Below are 22,041 nucleotides of genomic sequence, written 5' to 3'. Positions count from 1 at the left end.
TACGAGAGGGTGACCCGGCCGGGACGGGCGGTTCAGAGGCCGATGACGTCGAGGGCCCATTCGGCCGCCAGGACACCGCCGAGGCCGAGGACCGCGAGCACCGTCGTATAGCCGGTACGGACCTTGATCGCCTGGATGACCGAGAGGTTGAAGTACTCCTTGAACAACCAGAATCCCGGGTCGTTGACGTGGGAGAAGGCGATCGATCCGCACGAGACGGCGAGCACCATCATCTCGGGGTGGACGCCGCTGCCCGCCAGGAGCGGCAGCACCACGCCGGACGCGGTGACCACGGCGACGGTCGCCGAACCCAGTGCGATGCGGAGGATGGCCGCGATGAGCCAGGCCAGGATGATCGGCGAGACCGCCCAGTGCTCCGTGATGTCCTTGATGTAGTCGGATATCCCGCCCTCGACGAGGACGTTCTTGAAGGCCCCGCCCGCACCGATGACCAGGAGGATCATGGCCATCGCCCTGGCCGCCGAGGTACAGGAGGCACTGACGTCGGCGAGGCTGCGGCCGATGCGCGGTCCGAACGCCCAGGCCGCCAGGAGAAGGGCCAGCAGGAGCGCGATCGGCGCCGAGCCGATGAAGGCGACGCCGTGCAGCAGGGGGCTCTCGCCGGACGTGAGCATGTCGGTCACGGCGGCGCCGGCGATCAGGACCACCGGGAAGAGGGCCACGAACAGCGACCAGCCCATGCCGGGCATCTCCTCGTCGGTGAACTCCCGCTCACTGACCAGACCGTTGGGTATGGAGGGGTTCATCGCCCTGACGAACGGCAGCCGCGGCCACAGGAGCGCCACGAGCGCGCCGGCCGGCACGGCGATGAAGAGGCCGTAGAAGAGGGTGTGGCCGACGGAGGCGTGGAAGGTCGCCGCCACGGCGGTGGGGCCGGGGTGCGGCGGCAGGAAACTGTGCATCGTGGACAGGGATATCGACATCGGCAGACCCACCCACAGCAGGTTCACCCCGGTGACCCTGACGAGCGTGAACGCGATGGGGACGATGATGATGAAGGCGACCTCGTAGAACATGGTCACGCCGATGAGCATGGACGTGACCACCATGGCCCACTGGACCCCGCGCGGCCCGAAGGCGTCGAGCAGCTTGCCCGCGATCCGCTGTGCGGCTCCGGAGTCGCCCATGACCCGGCCGACCATGGCGCCGAGGCCGATGGTGAGCATGGTGTCGCCGATCTGGTCCCCGATGCCCGCCGAGAGGACGTCCGGGATCTCGATCGCCGGGATCCCCTGGACGAGTGCGACGCCGACGGCCACGAGCAGCAGCGCGGCGAAGCCGTTGAGCTTCATACGGGTCATCAGGAGCAGCAGCACCAGAACGCTGATCCCGACTACGACGAGCGGCATGTCAGTTCCCCTTTGAACTGTCGGTCTGTCGGTCTGTCGGTCTGTCGGACCGCCGGCCCGCGGCGGCTCCGCGGCGGGAGCGGTGGACCGGGCCGGTGGGGGCGCGGCTCAGGCGGTACCGCGGCGGGTGGCGCCGGCCAGGCCCAGCCCGGCGTCGAGGATCTTCTCCAGGTCGGCGAGGTCGGCCGGGTCGGGATCGACGAGCGGGGCGCGCACGGGGCCGACCGGCAGTCCGCGCAGCCGGGCGGCGGCCTTCACCAGGGACACGGCGTAGCCCGGGACCCGGTCGCGCAACTCGACCAGCGGGACGTAGAAGTCCCGCAGCAGTGTCCGTGTCACCGCCTCCTCACCGCCCCTCAGCGCGGTGAGGAAGGCGTTCGCGATCTCGGGCGCGAACGCGTGGACCGCCGAGGAGTAGGCGGGGACGCCCACGGTGGCGTAGGCGCGCGCCTGGATCTCGGCCGTGGCGGCGCCGTTGAAGAAGAGGAAGCCGTCGGGGGCGGCGAGGGTGAGGCGCTGGAGCCGGTCGAGGTCGCTGTGCCCGTCCTTGAGGCCGATGACCGTGGGGATCTCGGCGATCCTGCGCACGCTCCCGGCGGTGAAGGTGACCTGGCCGCGCTGGTAGGCGATCAGCGGCAGCCGGGTGCCGGCCGCGATCCGGCGCAACTGCTCGACCAGACCGTCCTGCGGGGCCGCGACGAGGTAGTGGGGCATGACCAGGAGGGCGTCGGCTCCGGCCTCCTCCGCGATGCGGGCGAAGCGCAGCGCCTGCGCCCACCCGTAACCGGTGCCCGCCACCACGGGCAGCCGGCCGTCGGCGACCTCGACGGCGGCCCGCACGACCTCGCGGTACTCGTCCTCGTCCAGTGCGCTGAACTCCCCGGTCCCGCACGCCGGGAACAGCGCGCCGGGTGCGGCGGCCACCTGGGCGGTCAGATACGCCCGGTACGACTCCGGATCGAAGCCGCCGTCCTCCCGGAAGCTGGTGAGGGGAAACGCCAGCACCCCGCCCGCCATGCCGTCCCGCAGCCGCTGAACGACGCCTTCGGTGTCCGCGCTGATCCGCTCCACAAGCTTCATCTCCATATGCAGATGGCGTATATGTATGAGAACGGAGGTTAGGCGGGTGAACGCAACGCGGTCAATGGGGGTGACGGAGCGGATTTACGATGGGGGACATGCCGGAGAACAGCGGGGTACGCGGGGTGAAGTCGGCGTTCCGCACCGTCGCGCTGCTCGAACTCCTCGCCGCCAGGGGCGACCGCCCGACCCGCCTGGACGAGCTCGCCGAGGAGCTGGGTGTGCCGCGCAGCAGCATGTACCAGCTGCTGCGTACGCTCATCGACTGCGGCTGGGTGCGGACCGACACGACCGGATCCCTCTACGGCATCGGCATCCGCGCCCTCCACACGGGGACGAGCTACCTGGACAGCGATCCACGTGTGCGCGCCGCCCGCCCCTTCCTCGACGAGGCGTCGGAGGCGCTCGGCGAGACCATTCATCTGGCCCGGCTCGACGGCCCCAACGTCGTCTATCTCGCGACGCGCGAGTCCCACGAGTACCTGCGCACCATCAGCCGGGTCGGCCGCCGCATCCCGGCCCACGCCGGCGCGCTCGGCAAGGCCCTGCTCGCCGAGCGCCCGGACGGTCGACTGCCGATCCCCGAGGGCCCCCTGACGCCCCGCACGGCAAACACGCACACCGAGCGCACGACACTGCTCGCCGACCTCGCCGGGGTGCGCGAGCGCGGCTACGCCATCGACCGCGAGGAGACGGTGACGGGCATCGCGGGCTTCGGTTTCGCCCTGCGGTACGACTCACCGGCCGTCGACGCCATCAGCTGCTCGGTGCCGGTGGTACGGCTCGGCGACGCGCACGAGGCCCGGGTCGTGGCGGTCATGCGAGAGATCCGGACGAAGATCGAGAGCGTCCTGCCCCCCGCGTCCGGCGCACCCGACTGGCGCTGAATCCCGTACCGGCGTACGGCCGCCGAGAGACCCTCGGCCGGCGTCGCCGGGGACCATCCGGGCGAGGGAAGGCACGGGAGGGAGCAGCGAACCGCACGCAGGGCCGGGTGGCGGACTGCGCGCGAACGGGGGCCGTCGCACTCGACGGCCCCCGTGACGGGCGAAGCGGCGAACCGGGTTCCGGCGTGGCCGGCCCCCGTCTCCCGCGCTCCGGAGGTTTTCGGAGCGCGGGTGCCCGGACCCGGGCAGACGCCGGGACCGTGCCGTTATCCGGCGTACGTCTCGAACTCGGCGATCTTCGGCGTCCCGGTGGAGCCGGTGATCTCGAAGGTGATCTTCTTCAGCGAGGTCTTGGGGACGGTGATGACGCCCGCCCCGCTGCCCGAGGTCAGGACGGCACCGGTGTCGCCGTTGAGGACCCTCCACGCGCCGATGCTGCCCGTGGAGCCCGACGCCTCACGGATGTTGATCTTCGCGACGGAGGTGGCGGTTCCCCACTTGACCGAGATGGAACCGGTCGATCCGGCCGGTGACCAGGAGGTGCTCATGTCACCGTCCCGCACGTTGCCGTAGCTCGTACCGGCGGCCTTGCTGGAGCCGTCGGAGCCGGCGCCGATGCTGAGGTTGGTCCCGCCGGGCTGAGTGGGGTCCGTGGGGTCCGGCGTCGGGTCCGTGGGGTCCGGCGTGGGGGTGGGCGTCGTCGGCGAGCAGCTGCCGTCCGACACCTTCAGGCCCTTGTTGGCACCCGCGGTCGCACCCACGATCGCCGGGACGCAGCTCGCGTTGTCCAGGGTGTAGGAGTAGGGGATGCTGACGGTGGTGTTGGACTTCGGGTCGGGGCCGGCCGGGTTGTTCTCGCTGCCCTTGGCGGACCAGGTCACGTTGTCGAAGGTGTTGCCGCCGACCTGCCAGTACCCGGCCGCGTCCGTGTAGAACGTGCCCAGGACGTCCTTGGAGTCCTTGAAGTAGTTGTTGTCCACCTTGGCACGCGCGCCGGCCCGGGAGTTGATCCCGGACTCGTTCAGCTTCACGTAGTAGTTGTTGTAGATGTGGGCGATGCCGCCCCGCAGCAGGGGTGCGCGCGAGTCGATGTTCTCGTACAGGTTGTGGTGGTAGGTGATGTAGCCGTTCGAGAGCTCGGTCTCGCTGGACCCCACCAGACCGCCGCGTCCGGAGTTGCGCAGGGTGCTGTAGGACAGCGTGACGTACTGGGTGTTGTCCTTCATGTCGAAGAGGCCGTCGAACCCCTCCGACTCACCGCCCGACGCCTCGAGGGTGGTGTGGTCGACCCAGACGTTGCGGACGTCGCTCTCCATACCGATGGCGTCACCGCCGTTGGACGTGGGAGAGCCCGACTTCTTGACGTTCTTCACGGTGACGTTCTGGATGATGATGTTGCTGGACTGGCGGATGTGGATGCCCAGCTGATCGAAGACGGCACCGCTGCCGACGCCGACGAGCGTGACGTTGCTGATCTGCTTGAGCTCGATCACACCGGCAGCGGTGTTGCAGCTGTCGCCCGACACCTTGGTGGTGTTGCCGTGGTTGATCGTGCCCTCGACCTCGATGGTGATCGGGGTGCTGCTGCTGGCCCGGTTGCACAGGGCCGTGTGGATCGCGGTACCCGTGGTGGCCCGCACCGTCGTCCCGCCGGCGCCGCCGGTGGTCCCGCCGTTCTGGGTCGCGTACCCGGTGGCACTCCCGGTCGCGGCCGCCGACGCCGCTTCGGGCATCGACAGCACCACGCCGGTCGCGGCCGCCACGGCGAGCGTGGCCAGAGCGGCGTTGAGTCGCAGCGCGACTGGTCGTCTCATGTTGGTGTCCCCATTCGTCTTCACGTGCTGGTGTTGCTGCTCCATGCCGCGGTCGCAACGGCGAACCGGCGGAGCTGACGGAACATCACCGTGCAGCTGACGTCGGCGGGTTGTGCAGATCGAAGCCCCGCGCCGGGCCGGTGGCGGCTCATGCGCGTCCGTCACGACGGCCGTCGCGGCGGACGCTTCCACCGGCCCGGACACAGGAGGGGAAAGCGCTTTCTGTCCGCGACAATAGAGTGCCCGTCGTGGAACTGACAAGGTTCATGACACTTGCGGAATCCTGCTCCGCCGTGCGGCGGGTGACGGCAACACCTCTACGCGCAGGCGTAGTTCAGCGATGAGTGCATACGGCAGGGTGACGCCGAGCGGAGGACGAGAGGCGTGGCGGACCAGCGCGCTCCGCCGCCGGGACGTGGCAGGACGCCGAAACCGGTGTGCCGCCGCACCCCTCCGGGACGGCGAGGCCGAAGATGCCGAGTTCCTCATCTGCTCGATGAGGGCTTCGGGACGGGTGTCGGTGTGGTCGAGTTCCCGAGCGACGGGCTTGGTGTCCTCGTCGACGAAGTCGTGCACCGTGCTGACGATGAGCTGTTCGTCCTCGGACAGGATGCCGAGGGTGCTCATGCGAGGCGGCCTCCTTGCCGCGGGTACTGCTCGCGTGCCGGGTGGTCAGACGGCGCCGTCGGCCCGTAGGGCGGCGATCCGGTCTGGCGTGTATCCCAGCTGGGCCAGGACCGGTCCGGTGTGTTCGCCGACGGCGGGGACCGCGCCCATGCACGGCGTGGTGCCGGCCAGGTCGACGGGCGGCAGCAGAGCCGTCATCGTCTCCCCGCCGGGTACGGTCACCTCCCGCCACCGGTCCCGGCCGCTGAGCACGGGATGCGCGAGGAACTGCTTGACGTCGTTGACCGGGGCGTTGGCGATGCCGATGGCGTCCAGCAGTTCCATCACCTCACCGCTGCCGGACGCGGCGATCCGGGCGGCCAGGAGGGCGTCGACCTCGTCGCGGTGGCTCACCCGGGCGGACCCGGTCGCGAAGCGGGGGTCGTCGGTGAGGCCGGGAGCCTTGAGGAAGCGCTCGCACAGGGCCGCCCATTCGCGTTCGTTCTGCACGGACAGCAGTACGTCCTTGCCGTCGGCCGCGGTGTAGGTGCCGTACGGGGCGATGGTGGCGTGCCGGGTGCCGATCCTGGGTGGCTGCGCGCCGCTGTACGCCGTGTAGTAGGCGGGCTGACTCATCCATTCGGCCAGGGCCTCGAACAGCGAGACCTCCACGGCGCGTACGGAACCGCGGGTCGCCCGGGTGAACAGCGCGGTGAGGATGCCGCTGTAGGCGTACATGCCGGCGGCGATGTCGGCGACCGAAACCCCGACCCGGGCGGCCTCCCGCGCGCTGCCGGTCAGCGAGACGAGGCCGGTCTGGCACTGCACCAGCAGGTCGTAGGCCTTCCGGTCCGCCCAGGGGCCGCTCGATCCGTAGCCGGTGACCGAACACGGGATGAGCGTCGGGAACCGCTCTGCCAGGTCGCCGGGGCCCAGACCCATGCGCGCGGCGGCACCGGGCGCCAGGTTCTGCACGAACACGTCGGCCTGCGAAAGGAGTTCCTCGAGGATCTGCCGGCCCTGTTCCGATTTCAGGTCCAGGGTCACCGATTCCTTGGAGCGGTTCAGCCACACGAAGTAGCTGGACTGACCGTGCACCGTGGTGTCGTACGCCCGGGCGAAGTCGCCGCCGCCCGGACGCTCCACCTTGATCACCCGCGCGCCGAGATCGGCGAGCTGCCGGGTGGCGAAGGGAGCCGCCACCGCTTGTTCGATGCTCACGACCGTGATGCCGGACAGCGGCAGTTCATCGGTGGGTGCTGCGTTCTCGGCCATGTCGTCCTCCGGAGATGTCGGTGATATTTACGGGCCCGTCAGCGCCCATGGTGTGTGGCAGGTGAGCCGCCGAGCACATGGAATCGCGAAGTGGTCGGCGACCACACCGCGTTATTGACATGAGCAGACCCAGTCGTGATGCTGTGAGAGCGCTCTTTTCATCGATGTACATGTCGGTGCGGAGGCGGGGGAACCTGGCTGCCCGTCATCCCCGCGTGCCTCTCCGGCATGGTCCTGACCAGCCCCCGCCCGCGTGCCGGCAACCGCTCCCCCGGTTGCCGCGGCGCGGCGCGGAGGCCGACCGTGGAGCGGGATGATGAAGCTTCCTCGTCACCTTTCGGGTATCGCCGCGTTCGCTCTCTCCGTCCTGCTCGCAGCCGCGATGTGCCTCGCCTCCGCCGAACCGGCGCGGGCGGACCGGACCGGCTTGCGGGCAGCGGACCCCAGCGTTCTCCGCGTCGGCGGCACGTACATCTCGGTGCAGTCGACCGGTGGCGGCATCGCGGTTCGGCAGGCGTCGTCGACGGCGGCTCTGGCCTCGGCGCCGGCCCGCCAGGTCTGGTCGGACACCCGTGACCTCGGCGAGGTATGGGCTCCGGAGATCGTGCGGGACGGCGGCCGCTACTACATCTACTTCTCGGCGGGACGAGGCGCTGCCCACCGGATGTACGTCATCGGCTCGGCCGCACCGGACAGCGGATACACCGGCGAGACGAAGCTGGCGCTGCCCGACGACAAGTGGGCGATCGACGGCACGCTGTTCACCTTCAACGGGCAGCGCTGGTTCGTCTGGTCGGGCTGGGCGGGCGACACCGACGTCGAACAGAACCTCTACATCAGCCGGATGAGCAGTCCGACCACGCCGACCGGCGCCCGGTACGTCATCTCGCAGCCCCGTGAGAGCTGGGAGCGGGTGGTCGGCAACCCGTTCATCAACGAGGCACCCGAGGCGATCAAGGACCCGAACGGGCAACTGCACATCGTGTACTCCGCCAACGGCAGTTGGAGCAACCAGTACTGCCTGGCCGACCTGCGGCTCCGGGCCGGCGGCGACCCCACGTACGTATGGGACTGGTACAAGTCGAACGGCTGCCTCTTCGGCTCCTCCCGCGCGACGATGATGCCCGGCTGGGACCCCACCCTGCACGTCGACGGCCCCGGCCACCACAGCTTCGTCCTGCTCGACGGCGACATCAACACGAGTCCGCCGGCCGGCCCGCGGTTCCCCCTCATGTTCCACGCGGTCGCGAAGGGGACTCCGTACTCGTGGGCGAACCGGTACTGGTACACGGGTACGTTCGCCTGGTGGGGCGACATCACGTACAGCAGGGCCAACGTCCCCGGGTCGAACACCAGCACCGGCTGGAGCCTCAAGTTCTTCGAGTGACGGAGCCCGGCGGGCGCGGGGCGGGAACGAAAAAGGTGTGGCCCTCCGCGCCCGTCCGGGCTACGCTCCCGCCGATGACTACTCAACATGCCCGTGGATTGGGGGTCCTGACCGCGCAAGGTGAGTGCTGATGCTCACCGGAACCGCGTTCGAGGATTCCCGCCCTTCCTTCTGGCCGCGCGTGCGTGAGATCGCCGTGCCGCCATCCATGATCGAGACCGCGACGGCCCGGCGCACCGCCGGTGACTGGGCTGGGGCGTGCGCCGCCGCCGGATTCGACGTCGATCTCGACCTGCGTACCGTCACACGTGTCCATGGCAGCGGCCTGGCCGCCCGGCTCCGGGCCGACCTGCGCAGGCTGGCGCCCGACCTGTTGCGGTGGCACATGCCCAGGACCGCGCCCGACGGCCTGCTGCGTGCGGGTACGACCGTCACGCTCGCGCGGTACGACGAGCCGGGGCGTTCCCGTCCCGTGCGTCTCGTCGTGCGTACCGCGCCCGCGTGGGCGGAGGCCGGGCAGCGGATCAGCCTCACGGTGTGGGACGGCCTCACCCCGCACGGCCCCGGGTACGGGCCCCGCGGCTACCGGCCCCCCGACCGGCGGTTCCGTCTGGACCTGCACCGGCATGTCTGGGACGCGGACCGCAGCGACGAACTGCGCCTGCGCGCAGGGGCGGACCGGGCCGGCCCCTCCGAAGGACCGCTCCCTCGCTGGGCATCGCCGGTTCCCGGACCGGAGCGGTTCGCGCTCGGCCGGTGGGCAGACGAGGCGGCGCTGCTCCTGGCGGCCGAGGGGCGCCCCGCCGGCGGCGAGGTCACGGTGCGCCTCGGCGGCCGGTACCGGCTGCTGCTGGACGTGCGGGTCTCCCCCGGCCGGCAGGGGGAAGGCGGCGGAACATCCGAGGTGCGGTCCGCCCGGATCGTACGGGCGGGTGCCTGCGCCGGGATACCGGTCCTCCCCGACGCCGCGACGTGGGTGTTGCCCGATCTGGAGCTGCTGCGCTCCGGTCTCGTCGCGCCGGAACGGCTGCACCCCCTGGTCGCGGCTGCTCTGGCTCCGGGAACACCGCAGTCCGGCTGCCCCGGCGCTGACCACCACGACGTACCGCGCGTGGTGGACTGCCGGGGCGCCCGGCACCGGATCGGCCTGGTCGGCGGGGTGCTGGTCCCCCTGGACCACGACCCCGCCGAGATCCGGCGGGAGGAGCTGCTCGCCGCACTGACCGGCACCCCCCTCCCCTGCCTGCGGGTCATCGACGTGGCGCACCGGCGGCCGGACTGCCTCGACGACATCCGTGACCGGCTGGCGCACGGGGACTCGGCCGGTGCGCTGGCCGGGGTCGAGAAGATGCTCGGCGCCGGGGCGCTGCTCAGGGACGGGGACCTGCGTGACCTGCTCACCGACGCGGCCCGGCAGCGGGTGCGGCATGGCCTGTTCAGGGCAGGTCTCGCCGATCCCGGCCCGAGGGAGCCCGTGACCGCGCGGGAGCGTTTGCGCGATGGCGTCCACCGCTCCCGTCCCCGGAACGCCGCCTGCCACTGACCGCACCGAGTGCTGATCCGCCCCTCGACGCCCGGCGCCCCTGCCGCCCCTCCTTCCTGCCGTACTGCCTTCGTTCCCTCCGCACGCCGGTCACCCGGCTCGCGGCCCCCTTCGACGAATCCACAGGTGATGCCTCTTGTCCACGTACGCCCCGCTCGCCGCTACCCCCGCCGCCGGTCTCCCGGACGTGTCGGCCCCGTCCGGTGCCCCGGCTCCCTCCGCGCGGGCGTCCCGGCTCGACGTGTCCGGCGCGTTGCTGGCCCTGCTCCGCGACTCGACCACCGCTCCACGTCCCGACCCGCAGCTGGAGGCCCTGACCCTGGCCGTGTCGGCCGACCTGCCGGTGCTGCTGTGGGGTGAGCCGGGCATCGGCAAGACGGCCGCGCTCACCCAGCTCGCAGCCACCCTGGACCTGCCGCTGACCACGGTGATCGCCAGCGTCCACGAACCGTCGGACTTCTCCGGTCTCCCCGTCATCGGGGACGATCCTGCGGACAACGGCATCCCGATGGCGCCGCCGGACTGGGCGGTGAGGCTGGTGCGGGCGGGCCGCGGACTGCTGTTCCTCGACGAACTGTCCACCGCCCCGCCCGCCGTGCAGGCGGCGCTCCTGCGCCTCGTACTGGAGCGGCGGGTCGGCGCGCTGCGCCTGCCGCCGGGTGTCCGGATCGTGGCCGCCGCCAATCCCCGGTCCTCCGCCGCCGACGGCTGGGAGCTGAGCCCGCCGCTCGCCAACCGGTTCGTCCATCTGCAGTGGGTGCACGACGCCGACGTGGTGGTCAGGGGCCTGGGCGGTGTCTGGCCCCGGGCCGTGCTGCCGACGCTCGACGCCGAACGGCTCCCGGAAGCCGTGGCGTTCGCACGCCGCGCGGTGTGCGGTCTGCTGGGCGCACGGCCCACCCTGGTGCACCGGCTGCCCTCGGGCGAGGCGATGCGGGGCGGGGCTTGGCCGTCACCGCGCAGCTGGGACATGGCACTGTCTCTGACCGCGTTCGCGACCGCCGCCGGTGCGTCGCGCGACGTCCTGTCCATGCTGGTGAGGGGGACGGTGGGCGACGGCCCCGGGCTGGAGTTCCTGGCCTACCTGGACAGGATGGACCTGCCCGACCCGGAGGACCTGCTGGCGGACCCCGGGACCGCGGAGCTGCCCGAGCGGGGCGATCTGCGCCAGGCCGCGCTGGACGCGGTGGTCGCCGCGGTCCGTGCCCGTCCCGAGAGGTCCAGGTGGGACGCGGCCTGGGCGCTCCTGGTGAGGGCTGCCGAGACCGGGGCTCCGGACCTGCTGGTCGTTCCGGCGACGACGCTCGCAGCCCTGCGCCGGGACGACTGGGAGGTGCCCGCGTCGATCGAGGGGCTCACCGGGGTGGTGTCCGTGTCCCGGCGGGCCGACCGGGCGAAGGCCCGGGCCCTGAACGTGACACGGGTGGGCCGATGAGCGCATCCACCCCCGGCGCGCCCGCACGCCCCCGCGCCCTCCCTGAGAGCACCCTGGACACCGGGAAGCTCTTCGCCGCCCGCCTCCAGGCGGCCCGCGTGAGGCCGTACCTGGCGACCGCGCTGTTCGCCCTGCATCCGGTGGAGTCCCGCAGCGTGCCGACGATGGCGGTCGATCCGTACTGGCGGTGCTACGTGTCGCCCGCCTTCGTGGACCGTACGCCTGTGGAGGAGCTGGCAGGCGTCTGGGTGCACGAGGTGTCGCACCTGCTGCGGGACCACCACGGGCGCGGCGACCGCTACGCGCACCGGCACGAACTGACCGGTCCGGCCGAGCGGTTGCGGATGAACATCGCGGCGGACTGCGAGATCAACGACGACATCTTCGGTGACGGTCTGGTGGCACCCGAGGGAGCCGTACGCCCGGGGTCCCTGGGGCTGGAGGACGGCGAGCTGATGGAGGACTACCTCCGCCGGTTCCGCCTCGGTCCGCACACCGCGCACCTGGCGTGGCTGGAGTGCGGCAGCGGCGCGGACGGCCTCCCGCGCCCGTGGGACCTCGGCCCGGACGGGGCGCACGGGCTCAGCACGCAGGAGCGGGACACGGTCCTGTTCCGGGTGGCACAGGGCATCGTCGGCCGTCCGGGGAACGCACCCGCCGGATGGCGGCGGTGGGCGGAGGAGGCGCTCCACCCGCCGCAGCCCTGGCGGCAGTTGCTGGGAGCTGCCGTGCGGGCGGCGGCTTCCGCGCCGGGCACGGGCGAGGACTACGTGTACGGCAGGCCGGCACGCCGCTCGGCGGCGGTCCCCGGCGCGGTCCTGCCGAGTCTGCGGCGCAGGCCGACACGGGTGGTCGTGGTGATCGACACCTCGGGCTCGGTCAGCGACGCGGAGCTGGGCAGCGCGCTGCTGGAGGTGGCGGCGATCTCACGGGCCGTGGGCGGCCGCCGCGACCTGGTCGGTGTGCTGCCGTGCGACGCGGCGGCCGACCGGGTCCGCCCCCTGTGCGGCGGCACGGAGGGCGTCGAGCTGCTCGGCGGCGGGGGCACGGACATGCGAGCGGGCTTCGCGCGTGCCTTGGAGTCCCGGCCCCGCCCGGACGTGCTGGTGATGCTGACCGACGGTCAGACACCGTGGCCGTCCCGGCGCCCGCCCTGCCGGACGGTGGTGGGACTGTTCGGCAGGCTGCGCTCGTCCTACGACGAGTCCGACCCCGAGTACGTCCCGGACGGGCCACCCGCCTGGGCACGGGTGGTGACCATCGGGTGAGCGGGCCCACCCGGCCGAGCCTCCGGTCCGGCCGGCGGTCGGAGTCCGGCGAGCAGGCCGTCGAGCGGGGCGGGTACGCGGCCGGGATCGAGGGCCTCGACGAGGACGCGGCCGTAGTGGATCTTGCGCCCCTTCTTCGTGCCGAGGAAACGCCGCAGCTGCTGCTGCGCGTCGCGCCCCCGCTGGGCGGGCTGGTGCAGGAAGGTCTGCAGGGCGCGCAGATCTCCCTCCGCCCGGACGAGTTCCTCCACCCGTGCCACGCCCAGTGCGCGGATCAGCTCGTCCTCCAGGTCCGCCTCGCAGACGAAGAACTCCTGCTGCGCCGCTCCGGCCCGCTCCAGCCCTCGGGCGTAGTAGCCACGCTCCGCCTCGTCGACCAGTCCCACGAGCCGGAGACCCAGACCGGGTGGGCCGAGGAGGCGTGCGAAGCGCCCGACGCTCATCGCGCCGCCCATCGCCAGCACACAGACTCCTTCGGCCGCCAGATCCCGGCCGCGGCTCTCGGCGAGCGCGCCGACCGCCGCGACGTCGCTCAGTCCTTCGAGCAGAACGACGGTCCGGACGGGCAGCCGCGCGGCCAGCTCGCGCGCGGGACCCTCGGGGCCACCTGCCGCCCACGCGGTGACCGCCTCCCGGAACGCCCCCATGTCAGCCATGGGCAGAGTCTCCTCCGTCCCCGGCCACCCGCGGTAGGCATTTTCTTCCCGGGGCACGCCGCCGGCCCGGCCCCTCCCCTCGGGGAGGGCTTCGCCCCGGGCGTGCGCCAAGCGCCTGCTCGGCGGATCACACGCGAGGGAGCGGCTGCCGGCGGCCCGAACTCCCGGGCACTGCTGCCGCGGGCCGGGAACACCACCGGGCCCGCCGTTGCCACTCAGCGCGCTCCGCGGCTTCCGGTGCCCGGTCACCGGCCGCCCGGACCTCGGTGTCATGCGGCGCCCTCGGGCCGCGTACGGACGAGGACAGGAGAGCCCCCGCGGTGGCCGGCGCGATCAGGATCGCGCGGCCCGCCAGGGCGGGCCGGTACCGACCGCATCGGCCACGGGACCGGCGACGAGGAGTCCCGGAGGCGCGTGGCCGGCCGTGGAGCCCGGGTCGTGTGGGTGCGGGGTCGGGCTCGGTGAGGCAGTGGCCGCAGGCGCAGTCGAGGACCTCTGCGGGACCGGCGGCAGCGAATCCGGTCGTTCAGGGTTCCTCGTCAGCGAACCTGGTCGCTCTTCGGCGCGATGCCTTTGATCCCGGCCGGAGTTCCCTCCGGTGTGTACGAGTGGCGGAAGGTGAAGGCGTGCGGCGCGGAGTCGTGGTCGTGGAGGTGTTCCAGCCTGGAAACCCCGTCCTGCCAGGTGGGTGTCACACCGTCGGGGACCCACCAGAACACGTAACTCGGGTGTCCTGTCCTCTCGAACCAGTCGTAACGCCTGTTCAGCGCCTCACGGTGCAGCCCGGTGTAGATGGCGTCGAAGGCGGGGCGCAGGTCGGTCCAGAGTGAGAGGGTCGTGGCCAGGGCGGTGGTTTCCACCGTACGGCCCTTGCCGTACCAGGTCGGTACGGCGAACTCACCCCATGCACACCAGTCGGCCTCGAAGAGCATGCCCGGGTCACCGTCTGCCGCTTCGGCACGAGCGAGGTACCCGGGGTGCTGACCGATCTTCCCGTAGACGGCCTCGCCGATGTCGTAGAACTCGCGTGTGAGAGGTGCGGGATCGGCGAGAGGTGATTTCAGGACGCCGAATGTGTACAGAGCAAGATGGGGCATGCGTCTCTCCCTGGTCGGGGTGTGTGGACACGGCTCGGTGGCCAGGCATGAGCGCGAGGATTCGTCGGGCGTGGCCGGCTCATGCTGTCGCGGTGGGTCGGTCTGAGGGAACTCCCTTACGACCGTGGGCGATCGCCGAGGGCCAGGTGAAGGTAGCCGCCCTCGCGGGCCGTGTCCAAGTTGCGGTTTTCCTGTCCGAGTGGCCTCTCGAACGGGTCACTGCGTGGCCCCGCCCGGCAGGGCCCGGGGGTTCATCTCCCGTTCCGGGCCCCCTCCCGCGCTGGCCGGATCACGTCAGGCGGTGACAGCATGAAGGTACGGACAGAAGACGGCCGGCACGAGGAGTAGCCATGCGTACCCGGATGTCCGGCGCCAGGGAGCGGCCGAGGACGGTCGTGGGCGTGGATGGTTCGGAGCAGGCCACGGCCGCGGCACTCTGGGGTGCGGCCGATGCCGCACGGCTGCACCACGGCCTGTTTCTCGTACACGCCACCAACCTGGACCGCTTGGACCGATTCGCTTCGTTCGAGACGTCCGAGCACGTCAAGGACAGAGGCAATGCCCTGCTGGCGGAGGCCGAGAAGGAGATACGGCGCCGATTCCCCTCGCTCGACGTCGCGGTGAAGATGAGCCGCAGGAACCCTGTCGCCGCGCTCCACGCGGCTGCCCGCCCGGGCGACACGATCGTCGTCGGCAGCAGGGGCAGCGGCGGGTTCGGTCCCCTGCTGCTGGGATCGACCGGGCTCGAAGCCTCGGTCGGCAGCCCCGCTCCCGTGATCGTGGTGCGTGGTGAGACCGGCGGGAAGGACGGCGCACCGGTCACGGCCGCGGTCCGGGACGAGCAGGACGCCGTGTGGCTGGCCAGGACGGCACAGGAAGCACAGGCACGCGGACAGTCTCTGCGTCTGCTGAACGTACGGAGACTGCTCGCCGGCGTCGGTGGCCGTCCGGCCCCGTCCGACGACGCGGGAGGTCCGGGTGAGCGGCTCACGAACGACCTGGCCGCCCGGCTCCGCGCGGACCGTCCTGGTCTCACCGTGCGTGCGGAGGTGGTCACGGCCCGTTCCGTGGCGTCCGCGCTCGTCGAGGCGAGCCGGGAGACGGGACTTCTCGTCATGGGGAGCCACGAGCGGCGCAGTATCTCCGTCCTGGGGCTCGGCCATGTCGTCCACGCCGCGCTGCATCACTCCCACTGCCCCGTGCAGATCGTGCCGTACGCGCGCGAGGGTCAGGGGGTCAGCGAGGAGGGGCTCGGCAGCGACGACTGACGGGCCGGGGCCCGGGGCCGGCACGTGGTCGTCCCCGCGGCGTGGAGGCCGTGTGATCCCGCGTCGCGCCCCGTCAGAACGCGTACCTGATGCGCAGCCACGGCGCGTGCGACGCCAGCAGCTGCTGGATCCGGGTCAGGGACTGCTGTTTGGTCTCGCGGGCGTAGCGCACATTGACGGCACCGTTCTGTGAGCGCTTGGTCTCCTGGGCGGCCGGCTGCCACAGCACTTCCTCCGCGCGGGGGTGCCAGCCCAGGTTGACCTCGTGGAGCTGCTGGTTGTGGGTCAGCATGATGATCTCGGCCGCGGCCTGCTCCTTCACCCGGGCGGGCAGGACGTCGTCGAGGTGAATGAGCAGGTCGGCCCAGTCCCGCTGCCAGCCCGGGCGCAGGACGACGGGGGAGAGGTTGAAGTGGACCTCGTAGCCGGCATCGAGGAAATCGGCGGCTGCGGCGATCCGCTCGTCGACCGGGCTGGTGCGGATGTCCAGCAGCCGGGCGTCGTCGGCCGGCATGAGGGAGAAGCGCACCCGGGTGCGCCCCTGGGGGTCGAGTGCGAGCAGGTCGGGATTGACGAACTTGGTCGCGAAGGACGCCTTCGCCGTCGGCAGACCGCGGAAGGCGGCGACGAGGTCTGCCGTGTTGTCGCAGACGAGGGCGTCGACGGAACAGTCACCGTTCTCGCCGACGTCGTAGACCCATGCCTGCGGATCACACTGGTTGGGTGTCGTCTTGGGGCCCTGCGCCCTGACGTGGCGCCGGACGTGGGCGACGATCGCCTCGATGTTGGTGAACAGGGTGATGGGGTTCGCGTAGCCCTTGCGGCGGGGGACGTAACAGTAGGCGCAGGCCATCGCGCAGCCGTTGGAGGGGCCGGGGGCGATCCAGTCGGCAGACCTGCCGTTGGGGCGCGTCGCCAGCGTGTGCTTGACCCCGAGGACGAGCGTCTCGGTCTTGATGCGTACCCACCGGGCGATGTTGCCGTCGTTTCCGTGGAGGGAGGGGATGCGCCAGTGGCTGTCGACCTCGGTCACGCGCACCCCGGGCAGCCGGGCCATGATCTGCCGGCCGCGCGGGGAGTCGAGGGCCGCAGGCTCCGCGTACACCTCCCGCACATCGAGCATCCGGCGTGCCTGCGGGCTGTCCCGGAACGGCTGGTGCGGGACCTGCGCCGGAGCGGCGTCCGGCCACCCGAAGAGCGCTTGCTGCTCGGGCTCTCCCGGGGCGGGCCCCGACGCCGGTCGCTCCACGTGCTTCTCCTCACCGCGTACTGCGGCCTCTCGATCGGATGCCGGCGGGACGGAGAACGCGCTCCACGGGAGGCCGGCCTGCCGGGGTCCGTCCGCCCCGGGACCCATCATGCCGCGCCGCGTGGGCCGCTTCCGACCGGACGGCCTCAGTCCTGACGCTCGCGCTCCTGTTCGAGCAGCTCGTCGAGGTCACGGAGCCGGTCCAGCCCCCGCACCGCCTGGGTCATCCGCGCGTTGCGTTCGAACCTGTCGCGGTGGCGGTGCAGAAGGTTCCAGTAACCGGCCGTGAAGGGGCAGGCATCCTCCCCCACCCGCACGGACGGCTTGAACCTGCAGGGGCCGCAGAGGTCGCTCATGCGGTCGATGTAGGCACCGCCGGACGTGTACGGCTTGGTGGTCATGCGGCCTCCGTCCGCGTACTGGGACATGCCCACCACGTTCGGGACCATGACCCAGTCGTAGCCGTCGACGAAACTGCGGTGGAACCAGTCGGTGACGGCCTGCGGCTCCCATCCGCGTTGCAGGGCGAAACTGCCGAGGATCATGAGACGTGGGATGTGGTGCGTCCAGCCTGTCGTCCTTACCTGCTCCAGGACGTGGGACAGGCAGTTCGCCTCCGTCGCGTCCGAGGACAGTTCCGTGAACCAGTCGGGCAGGCGCTCGTGGTGGCGCAGGGCGTTGCTCGCGCGGTACTGCGCACCGAAGTACCAGTAGACGTGCCAGACGAACTCGCGCCATCCGGCGATCTGCCGCACGAATCCCTCGGCGCTGTTGAGCGGGACGTCGCCTGAACGCCATCGCGCCTCGGCCCGTTCGACGCATTCCGCGGGGTCCAGCAGGCCGAGGTTGAGCGACGAGGAGAGCAGGCTGTGGCTCATCGTCGCGTCGCCGGCGAGAACCGCGTCCTCGTGCGCGCCGAACGTGGCGAGGCGGTGTTCGACGAAGCGGCGGAGCGCGGCGAGTGCCTCGCGGCGGGTGGCGGGGAACCTGCGCGGCGCGTCCTCACCGACGAACTCGACGTCCCCGTCACGCGCCCAGCGGTCCAGGTCGGACCGCACCTCGGCGTCGATCTCGCTCTCCCGCGGCCGGTAGGGCGCCGGGAGACCGAGATCCGAGGCTCCCTTCGGAGGGGGCTGCCGGTTGTCGTGGTCCAGGTTCCACCGGCCGCCCACGGGGCGGTCGCCCTCCATGAGCAGGTCGTGCGTCTGGCGGACCCACCGGTAGAAGTCCTCCTGCCGGAGGTGTTTCGTGACGCGGTCGTCCGCCCAGTTCCTGAACTCGTCGTGCGTCACGAGAAAGCCGCGTGCCGGCAGGACGCGTACGGAGGGCAGCGCGCGCACGAGATCGAGGGCCGCGTGCGACGTGGGATGGTGCACGGTCACCGGGCCGTCCCCCACCGCCTCGCGCAGGCCCTGACGATAGGTGTCGGCCTTGATGTACCTCACGCGGTCACCGAGTTCGGCGGCTCGATGGCGCATCGCGGACAGCACCAGATGGGCCTTGGCGCGGTGGAACCGCCGTCGTCGGAAGACGCTGCGGGCCTCGATCATCAGCAGTGGCGCGTCCCGGTGGGGGCCGCCCCGCGACGGGTCGACGAAATGCGGGCCGAGCTGGTCGCCGAACAGCCAGTGGGGGGTGCCGGACTCTTCCTCAGCCATGCCGAGCGCTCCGATGACGGTCTGTTGCCTGGCCGGCGCACTGCGCGACGCGGCGCTGTCCTACGCCGATCAAAGCGCACGACGGCGTGCGCCGTACCCCGCACACGCCGGTGATCCCGTTTCTCCCGGGTGTGCGCGCACCGCGCCGTGCGCGCCCGAGGAGCTCCGTTTCACGAACCGGTGCCCTTCTTCTTGCGCAGGGACTGCGGTTTGTGGACGGCCCTGCGACCGCTCCTGTCGCTCTCGACCTCGTACTGCGGTTCGTCCTCGGAGGCGTCGACGGTGCGTCCGGCCGCTTCCCGGCGCCCCGTGATCTTCTTCTTCACCTTCCCCGGGACGTCCTGCCCGTGGCTGCTCCAGGAGACCTCGTCACCCTTGCCGAGCTTCTTCTCCTTCGCCATGGTCCGCACTCTCCCTTCCAGGCCCCCGCGGTGGACGACGTTGCTCACTCTCCCGCTCTTCGACGCGCGGCGCACTCCGGCGAGCAGTCGCTCCCGGCGGTGTCGGCGAGAATGGGGGCACAGTTCCCCCGGACGCAGCGATGAGCCGTTCCGGCGGGGACGGTCCTACTGATGTTGTCGACAACGCAGGAGGAATCCGTTGACCCAGCTACTGAGAGTCCACAACTTCGGCATCTCGAGTGATGGCATCGCCGCCGGCGAGGACCAAAGCTTCGAACATCCTTTCGGCAGCGTGGATCCCGGGCAGCTGTTCGCCTGGGCGGGCGCCACCGCGAGCTGGCCCATGCGCACCGATCCCGGGGGGAGCCGCGGCCTCGACGACTACTTCACGCGGGACTACCCGCGCAACATCGGTGCCGAGATCATGGGCCGCAACAAGTTCGGTCCCCAGCGCGGACCCTGGAGCGACCACGAGTGGCGCGGCTGGTGGGGGGACGAGCCTCCGTTCCGAACCCCGGTGTTCGTGATGACCCATCACGGGCGGCCGTCCTTCACGCTCTCCGACACCACGTTCCACTTCGTCGACGGCGACCCGGCCGCGGTCCTCGGACAGGCGCGGGAGGCGGCACAGGGCAAGGACGTACGGCTCGGCGGCGGGGTGACGACCATCCGGCAGTTCCTCGACGCCGACCTCGTCGACACCATGCACGTGGCGGTCTCGCCGGTGAAGCTCGGCTCCGGGCTACGGCTCTGGGAGTCACCCGATGAGCTGCTCGACCGGTTCCACCTGGAGGTCGTGCCCAGCCCGAGCGGCGTGACCCACCACCTGTTCTGGCGGAAGTGACGCCTGGGACACGTGCACGCCCACGCCGAGGAGGCGTGACGCCTGCCGGAGGCACCGCAGCCCCCGGCAGGCGTCACGATCACCTCGTCAGGGATCCGCGCCCGGCGTTCCGACGAGAGCGAGGCGTCCACCCCGTCGGTCCGGACGCGACGCCGGGCGGGGACCGGTCCCACCGTGCAGGCGGCGGGCCCCGGGCCATGCCGCCCTCGTGGGCCCCGCCGGAGTCGAGCGAGACGCGGGCCCCACCCTCGGCGTTCTCGTCCGACACCACGTAAGCGTTGTCGACGAGCTCGAGGTCGTGGTGAACGTCGGCCCGGCGTGCCACTTCGTGCACTACGGCCTGCGAGGCGGTGAACTCCGCAACCAGGTATCCGTCTTCGAGTCCCCCAAGGCCCTCGCCGGCCAGGAGTGCCGGGTTACCCCGGGCGAGCTCGACGAGGCCTTCGCCAAGACCGCGACTTCGTCCAGGAGGGCGTGCCCTTCATGGTGGCGGCGCTCTCGTCACCCGTCTCGCCCCGCGGTTCGACCGCCGCCGCGACGATCCCCTGACACGCTCAGTGGCCGCCGGTCAGTTCGCCGCTCAGCCGTGCGTGGATCCTCGCACTCGGCTCGTTCAGGCCGATGATCTCGACGGTCTTGCCGCGCTGGGCGTACTTGGTCTCGATGGCGTCGAGGGCGGCGACGGAAGAGGCGTCCCAGATGTGGGCGGCGGTCAGGTCGATGACGATCCTGTCGGCCTCGGTCGCGTAGTCGAACCGGCCGACGATGTCGTTGGACGAGGCGAAGAACAGCTCGCCGGTGACGGTGTAGACCGCGCTGCCGCCGTCGGGGGCGGTCACCGCGGTGACGTCGGCGAGGTGGGCCACGCGCCTGGCGAAGATCACCATGGCCGTGACGGAGCCGACGACGACACCGATGGCGAGGTTGTCCGTGGCGACCACGCAGGCCACGGTGACCGCCATGACGGCGATCTCGCCGGCCGGCATCCGCTTGAGCGTCCCGGGTGCGACGGAGTGCCAGTCGAAGGTGGCGAAGGACACCATCACCATCACCGCGACCAGGGCCGCCATGGGGATGTCGGAGACGACCGGACCGAAGACGATGCACAGCACCATCAGGAACGAGCCCGCCAGGAAGGTGGAGAGGCGGGTGCGGGCACCGGACACCTTCACGTTGATCATGGTCTGGCCGATCATGGCGCAGCCGCCCATCCCACCGAAGAATCCGGTGACGATGTTGGCGATGCCCTGACCGACGGATTCTCGGGTCTTCGAGGAATGGGTGTCGGTGATGTCGTCGACGAGCTTGGCCGTCATCAGCGACTCCATCAGGCCGACCAGCGCCATCGCGAGCGCGTAGGGGGCGATGGTGGTCAGGGTGTCCATGGTGAACGGCACGTCCGGCAGGCCGGGCACCGGCAGGGAGGACGGCAGGTCCCCCTTGTCGCCGACGGTCGGCACCGCGATGCCCGCGGCGACGGTGATCACGGTGAGGACGACGATGGAGACCAGGGGGGCCGGGACGACCCTGGTGACCTTCGGGAAGAAGACCATGAGTGCGAGGCCACCGACGATCAGCGGGTAGACCGGCCAGGGCACGTCGTGCATCTCGGGGACCTGCGCCATGAAGATCAGGACGGCGAGGGAGTTCACGAAGCCGACCATGACACTGCGGGGTACGAACCGCATCAGCTTGGCGACGCCGAGTGCGCCGAGGACGATCTGGAAGACGCCCGCCAGGATCACGGCCGCGACCAGGTACCCGAAGCCGTGTTCACGGTTCAGAGGCGCGATCACCAACGCCACGGCGCCGGTCGCCGCGGAGATCATCGCACGGCGCCCGCCGACGACGGAGATGGTCACCGCCATCGTGAACGAGGCGAACAGGCCGATCGCGGGGTCGACGCCGGCGATGATCGAGAACGAGATCGCCTCAGGGATCAGGGCGAGCGCGACCACGAGTCCGGCCAGGACCTCGGTACGCCAGACCTTCGGGTCGTGCAGCCAGTCGGGACGCAGACCGCGCAACCGAGCGGCCGGGGACAGTACGGACGTGGACAAGATGGGTTACCTGTCGTACTCGGGCACGCCCGGCGGCATCAGGGCGTGCGGGGAGGAGCGGGAGGACCGGGGCGGCCCTCCGTCAAGCCCACGTACGGCGGGCCGAGGTCACAGGGACGGCAGACACGGGTGAGCGGGGTCCG

Annotated in this window: 17 protein-coding genes and 1 pseudogene; 7 read left to right on the top strand and 11 right to left on the bottom strand. The window is 71.3% G+C overall.

Going from position 1 to position 22,041, the window contains the following annotated elements; genetic code table 11:
• Nucleotides 1–32: 32 nt before the first annotated feature.
• Entirely contained in the window at nucleotides 33–1,370 is a 1,338-nt protein-coding gene (locus JOC24_RS19765; RefSeq protein WP_205021665.1) for a gluconate:H+ symporter, read from the bottom strand.
• Nucleotides 1,371–1,478: 108 nt separating this feature from the next.
• Nucleotides 1,479–2,456, bottom strand: coding sequence for a 5-dehydro-4-deoxyglucarate dehydratase (locus JOC24_RS19760; protein ID WP_205021664.1), 978 nt, complete (start codon nucleotides 2,454–2,456; stop codon nucleotides 1,479–1,481).
• 92 nt (nucleotides 2,457–2,548) lie between these two features.
• Here JOC24_RS19760 and JOC24_RS19755 point away from each other — a divergent pair, with 92 nt between their 5' ends.
• Nucleotides 2,549–3,337 carry an IclR family transcriptional regulator gene (locus JOC24_RS19755; RefSeq protein ID WP_205021663.1) on the top strand — a complete coding sequence of 263 codons (789 nt, stop codon included), beginning with the start codon at nucleotides 2,549–2,551 and terminating at the stop codon, nucleotides 3,335–3,337.
• 266 nt (nucleotides 3,338–3,603) lie between these two features.
• On the opposite strand, the gene JOC24_RS19750 is transcribed toward JOC24_RS19755, so the two are convergent.
• The 3 genes and pseudogenes from JOC24_RS19750 to JOC24_RS19740 form a co-directional block, all read right to left on the bottom strand.
• Nucleotides 3,604–5,151 carry a pectate lyase family protein gene (locus tag JOC24_RS19750; RefSeq protein WP_205021662.1) on the bottom strand — a complete coding sequence of 516 codons (1,548 nt, stop codon included), beginning with the start codon at nucleotides 5,149–5,151 and terminating at the stop codon, nucleotides 3,604–3,606.
• Nucleotides 5,152–5,551: 400 nt separating this feature from the next.
• Nucleotides 5,552–5,778 (bottom strand): annotated as a pseudogene (locus JOC24_RS19745) (acyl-CoA dehydrogenase family protein); the annotation flags it as partial.
• 45 nt (nucleotides 5,779–5,823) lie between these two features.
• Nucleotides 5,824–7,032, bottom strand: a complete 1,209-nt coding sequence (locus tag JOC24_RS19740) for a CaiB/BaiF CoA transferase family protein (RefSeq protein WP_205021661.1) — start codon at nucleotides 7,030–7,032, stop codon at nucleotides 5,824–5,826.
• A gap of 316 nt (nucleotides 7,033–7,348) precedes the next feature.
• Here JOC24_RS19740 and JOC24_RS19735 point away from each other — a divergent pair, with 316 nt between their 5' ends.
• The 4 genes from JOC24_RS19735 to JOC24_RS19720 all read left to right on the top strand — a co-directional run bounded on the left by JOC24_RS19735 (nucleotide 7,349) and on the right by JOC24_RS19720 (nucleotide 12,665).
• Complete coding sequence (locus JOC24_RS19735; RefSeq protein ID WP_205021660.1) at nucleotides 7,349–8,419, top strand: glycoside hydrolase family 43 protein; 1,071 nt, start codon at nucleotides 7,349–7,351, stop codon at nucleotides 8,417–8,419.
• Between the two features lie 130 nt (nucleotides 8,420–8,549).
• Complete coding sequence (locus JOC24_RS19730; RefSeq protein ID WP_205021659.1) at nucleotides 8,550–9,962, top strand: hypothetical protein; 1,413 nt, start codon at nucleotides 8,550–8,552, stop codon at nucleotides 9,960–9,962.
• 136 nt (nucleotides 9,963–10,098) lie between these two features.
• Complete coding sequence (locus JOC24_RS19725) at nucleotides 10,099–11,397, top strand: AAA family ATPase (RefSeq protein ID WP_374104511.1); 1,299 nt, start codon at nucleotides 10,099–10,101, stop codon at nucleotides 11,395–11,397.
• The gene (locus JOC24_RS19720; protein WP_205021658.1) at nucleotides 11,394–12,665 is read left to right on the top strand and encodes a vWA domain-containing protein; all 1,272 of its coding nucleotides are present in this window, start codon (nucleotides 11,394–11,396) and stop codon (nucleotides 12,663–12,665) included. The genes JOC24_RS19725 and JOC24_RS19720 overlap by 4 nt, the downstream gene beginning before the upstream one ends.
• Here the strand turns inward: JOC24_RS19720 and JOC24_RS19715 are convergent.
• Nucleotides 12,593–13,321 carry a TOPRIM nucleotidyl transferase/hydrolase domain-containing protein gene (locus tag JOC24_RS19715; RefSeq protein ID WP_239580689.1) on the bottom strand — a complete coding sequence of 243 codons (729 nt, stop codon included), beginning with the start codon at nucleotides 13,319–13,321 and terminating at the stop codon, nucleotides 12,593–12,595. The genes JOC24_RS19720 and JOC24_RS19715 overlap by 73 nt on opposite strands.
• Before the next feature lie 539 nt (nucleotides 13,322–13,860).
• The gene (locus JOC24_RS19710; protein ID WP_205021657.1) at nucleotides 13,861–14,418 is read right to left on the bottom strand and encodes a DUF3291 domain-containing protein; all 558 of its coding nucleotides are present in this window, start codon (nucleotides 14,416–14,418) and stop codon (nucleotides 13,861–13,863) included.
• 350 nt (nucleotides 14,419–14,768) lie between these two features.
• On the opposite strand from JOC24_RS19710, the gene JOC24_RS19705 reads away from it, so the two are divergent.
• Complete coding sequence (locus JOC24_RS19705; protein ID WP_205021656.1) at nucleotides 14,769–15,686, top strand: universal stress protein; 918 nt, start codon at nucleotides 14,769–14,771, stop codon at nucleotides 15,684–15,686.
• Nucleotides 15,687–15,759: 73 nt separating this feature from the next.
• Here the strand turns inward: JOC24_RS19705 and JOC24_RS19700 are convergent, their stop codons facing one another.
• The 3 genes from JOC24_RS19700 to JOC24_RS19690 all read right to left on the bottom strand — a co-directional run bounded on the left by JOC24_RS19700 (nucleotide 15,760) and on the right by JOC24_RS19690 (nucleotide 18,994).
• Nucleotides 15,760–16,935, bottom strand: coding sequence for a spore photoproduct lyase family protein (locus JOC24_RS19700; RefSeq protein WP_205021655.1), 1,176 nt, complete (start codon nucleotides 16,933–16,935; stop codon nucleotides 15,760–15,762).
• 146 nt (nucleotides 16,936–17,081) lie between these two features.
• Nucleotides 17,082–18,593 (bottom strand): cryptochrome/photolyase family protein, encoded by a 1,512-nt coding sequence (locus tag JOC24_RS19695; RefSeq protein WP_205021654.1) that lies wholly within the window; start codon nucleotides 18,591–18,593, stop codon nucleotides 17,082–17,084.
• A 170-nt stretch (nucleotides 18,594–18,763) separates the two neighbouring features.
• Nucleotides 18,764–18,994, bottom strand: coding sequence for a hypervirulence associated TUDOR domain-containing protein (locus JOC24_RS19690; protein ID WP_205021653.1), 231 nt, complete (start codon nucleotides 18,992–18,994; stop codon nucleotides 18,764–18,766).
• Nucleotides 18,995–19,193: 199 nt separating this feature from the next.
• On the opposite strand from JOC24_RS19690, the gene JOC24_RS19685 reads away from it, so the two are divergent.
• The gene (locus JOC24_RS19685; RefSeq protein ID WP_205021652.1) at nucleotides 19,194–19,838 is read left to right on the top strand and encodes a dihydrofolate reductase family protein; all 645 of its coding nucleotides are present in this window, start codon (nucleotides 19,194–19,196) and stop codon (nucleotides 19,836–19,838) included.
• A 554-nt stretch (nucleotides 19,839–20,392) separates the two neighbouring features.
• Here JOC24_RS19685 and JOC24_RS19680 read toward each other — a convergent pair.
• A complete protein-coding gene (locus JOC24_RS19680; RefSeq protein ID WP_205021651.1) occupies nucleotides 20,393–21,898 on the bottom strand; it encodes a SulP family inorganic anion transporter in 1,506 nt (501 codons plus the stop codon).
• Between the last annotated feature and the right edge of the window lie 143 nt (nucleotides 21,899–22,041).

The sequence above is a fragment of the Streptomyces sp. HB132 genome, from assembly GCF_016909575.1.
Taxonomy (GTDB): Bacteria; Actinomycetota; Actinomycetes; order Streptomycetales; family Streptomycetaceae; genus Streptomyces.
Note: the sequence above shows the minus strand (reverse complement) of the source record. Positions and strands in the feature narration are given on the sequence as shown.

Excerpts from the sequence above, each read along its gene's own strand:
- JOC24_RS19765 (WP_205021665.1), bottom strand. The coding sequence starts at position 1,370 with ATGCCGCTCGTCGTAGTCGGGATCAGCGTTCTGGTGCTGCTGCTCCTG.
- JOC24_RS19760 (WP_205021664.1), bottom strand. The coding sequence starts at position 2,456 with ATGGAGATGAAGCTTGTGGAGCGGATCAGCGCGGACACCGAAGGCGTC.
- JOC24_RS19755 (WP_205021663.1), top strand. The coding sequence starts at position 2,549 with ATGCCGGAGAACAGCGGGGTACGCGGGGTGAAGTCGGCGTTCCGCACC.
- JOC24_RS19750 (WP_205021662.1), bottom strand. The coding sequence starts at position 5,151 with ATGAGACGACCAGTCGCGCTGCGACTCAACGCCGCTCTGGCCACGCTC.
- JOC24_RS19740 (WP_205021661.1), bottom strand. The coding sequence starts at position 7,032 with ATGGCCGAGAACGCAGCACCCACCGATGAACTGCCGCTGTCCGGCATC.
- JOC24_RS19735 (WP_205021660.1), top strand. The coding sequence starts at position 7,349 with ATGAAGCTTCCTCGTCACCTTTCGGGTATCGCCGCGTTCGCTCTCTCC.
- JOC24_RS19730 (WP_205021659.1), top strand. The coding sequence starts at position 8,550 with ATGCTCACCGGAACCGCGTTCGAGGATTCCCGCCCTTCCTTCTGGCCG.
- JOC24_RS19720 (WP_205021658.1), top strand. The coding sequence starts at position 11,394 with ATGAGCGCATCCACCCCCGGCGCGCCCGCACGCCCCCGCGCCCTCCCT.
- JOC24_RS19715 (WP_239580689.1), bottom strand. The coding sequence starts at position 13,321 with ATGGCTGACATGGGGGCGTTCCGGGAGGCGGTCACCGCGTGGGCGGCA.
- JOC24_RS19710 (WP_205021657.1), bottom strand. The coding sequence starts at position 14,418 with ATGCCCCATCTTGCTCTGTACACATTCGGCGTCCTGAAATCACCTCTC.
- JOC24_RS19705 (WP_205021656.1), top strand. The coding sequence starts at position 14,769 with ATGCGTACCCGGATGTCCGGCGCCAGGGAGCGGCCGAGGACGGTCGTG.
- JOC24_RS19695 (WP_205021654.1), bottom strand. The coding sequence starts at position 18,593 with ATGGCTGAGGAAGAGTCCGGCACCCCCCACTGGCTGTTCGGCGACCAG.
- JOC24_RS19690 (WP_205021653.1), bottom strand. The coding sequence starts at position 18,994 with ATGGCGAAGGAGAAGAAGCTCGGCAAGGGTGACGAGGTCTCCTGGAGC.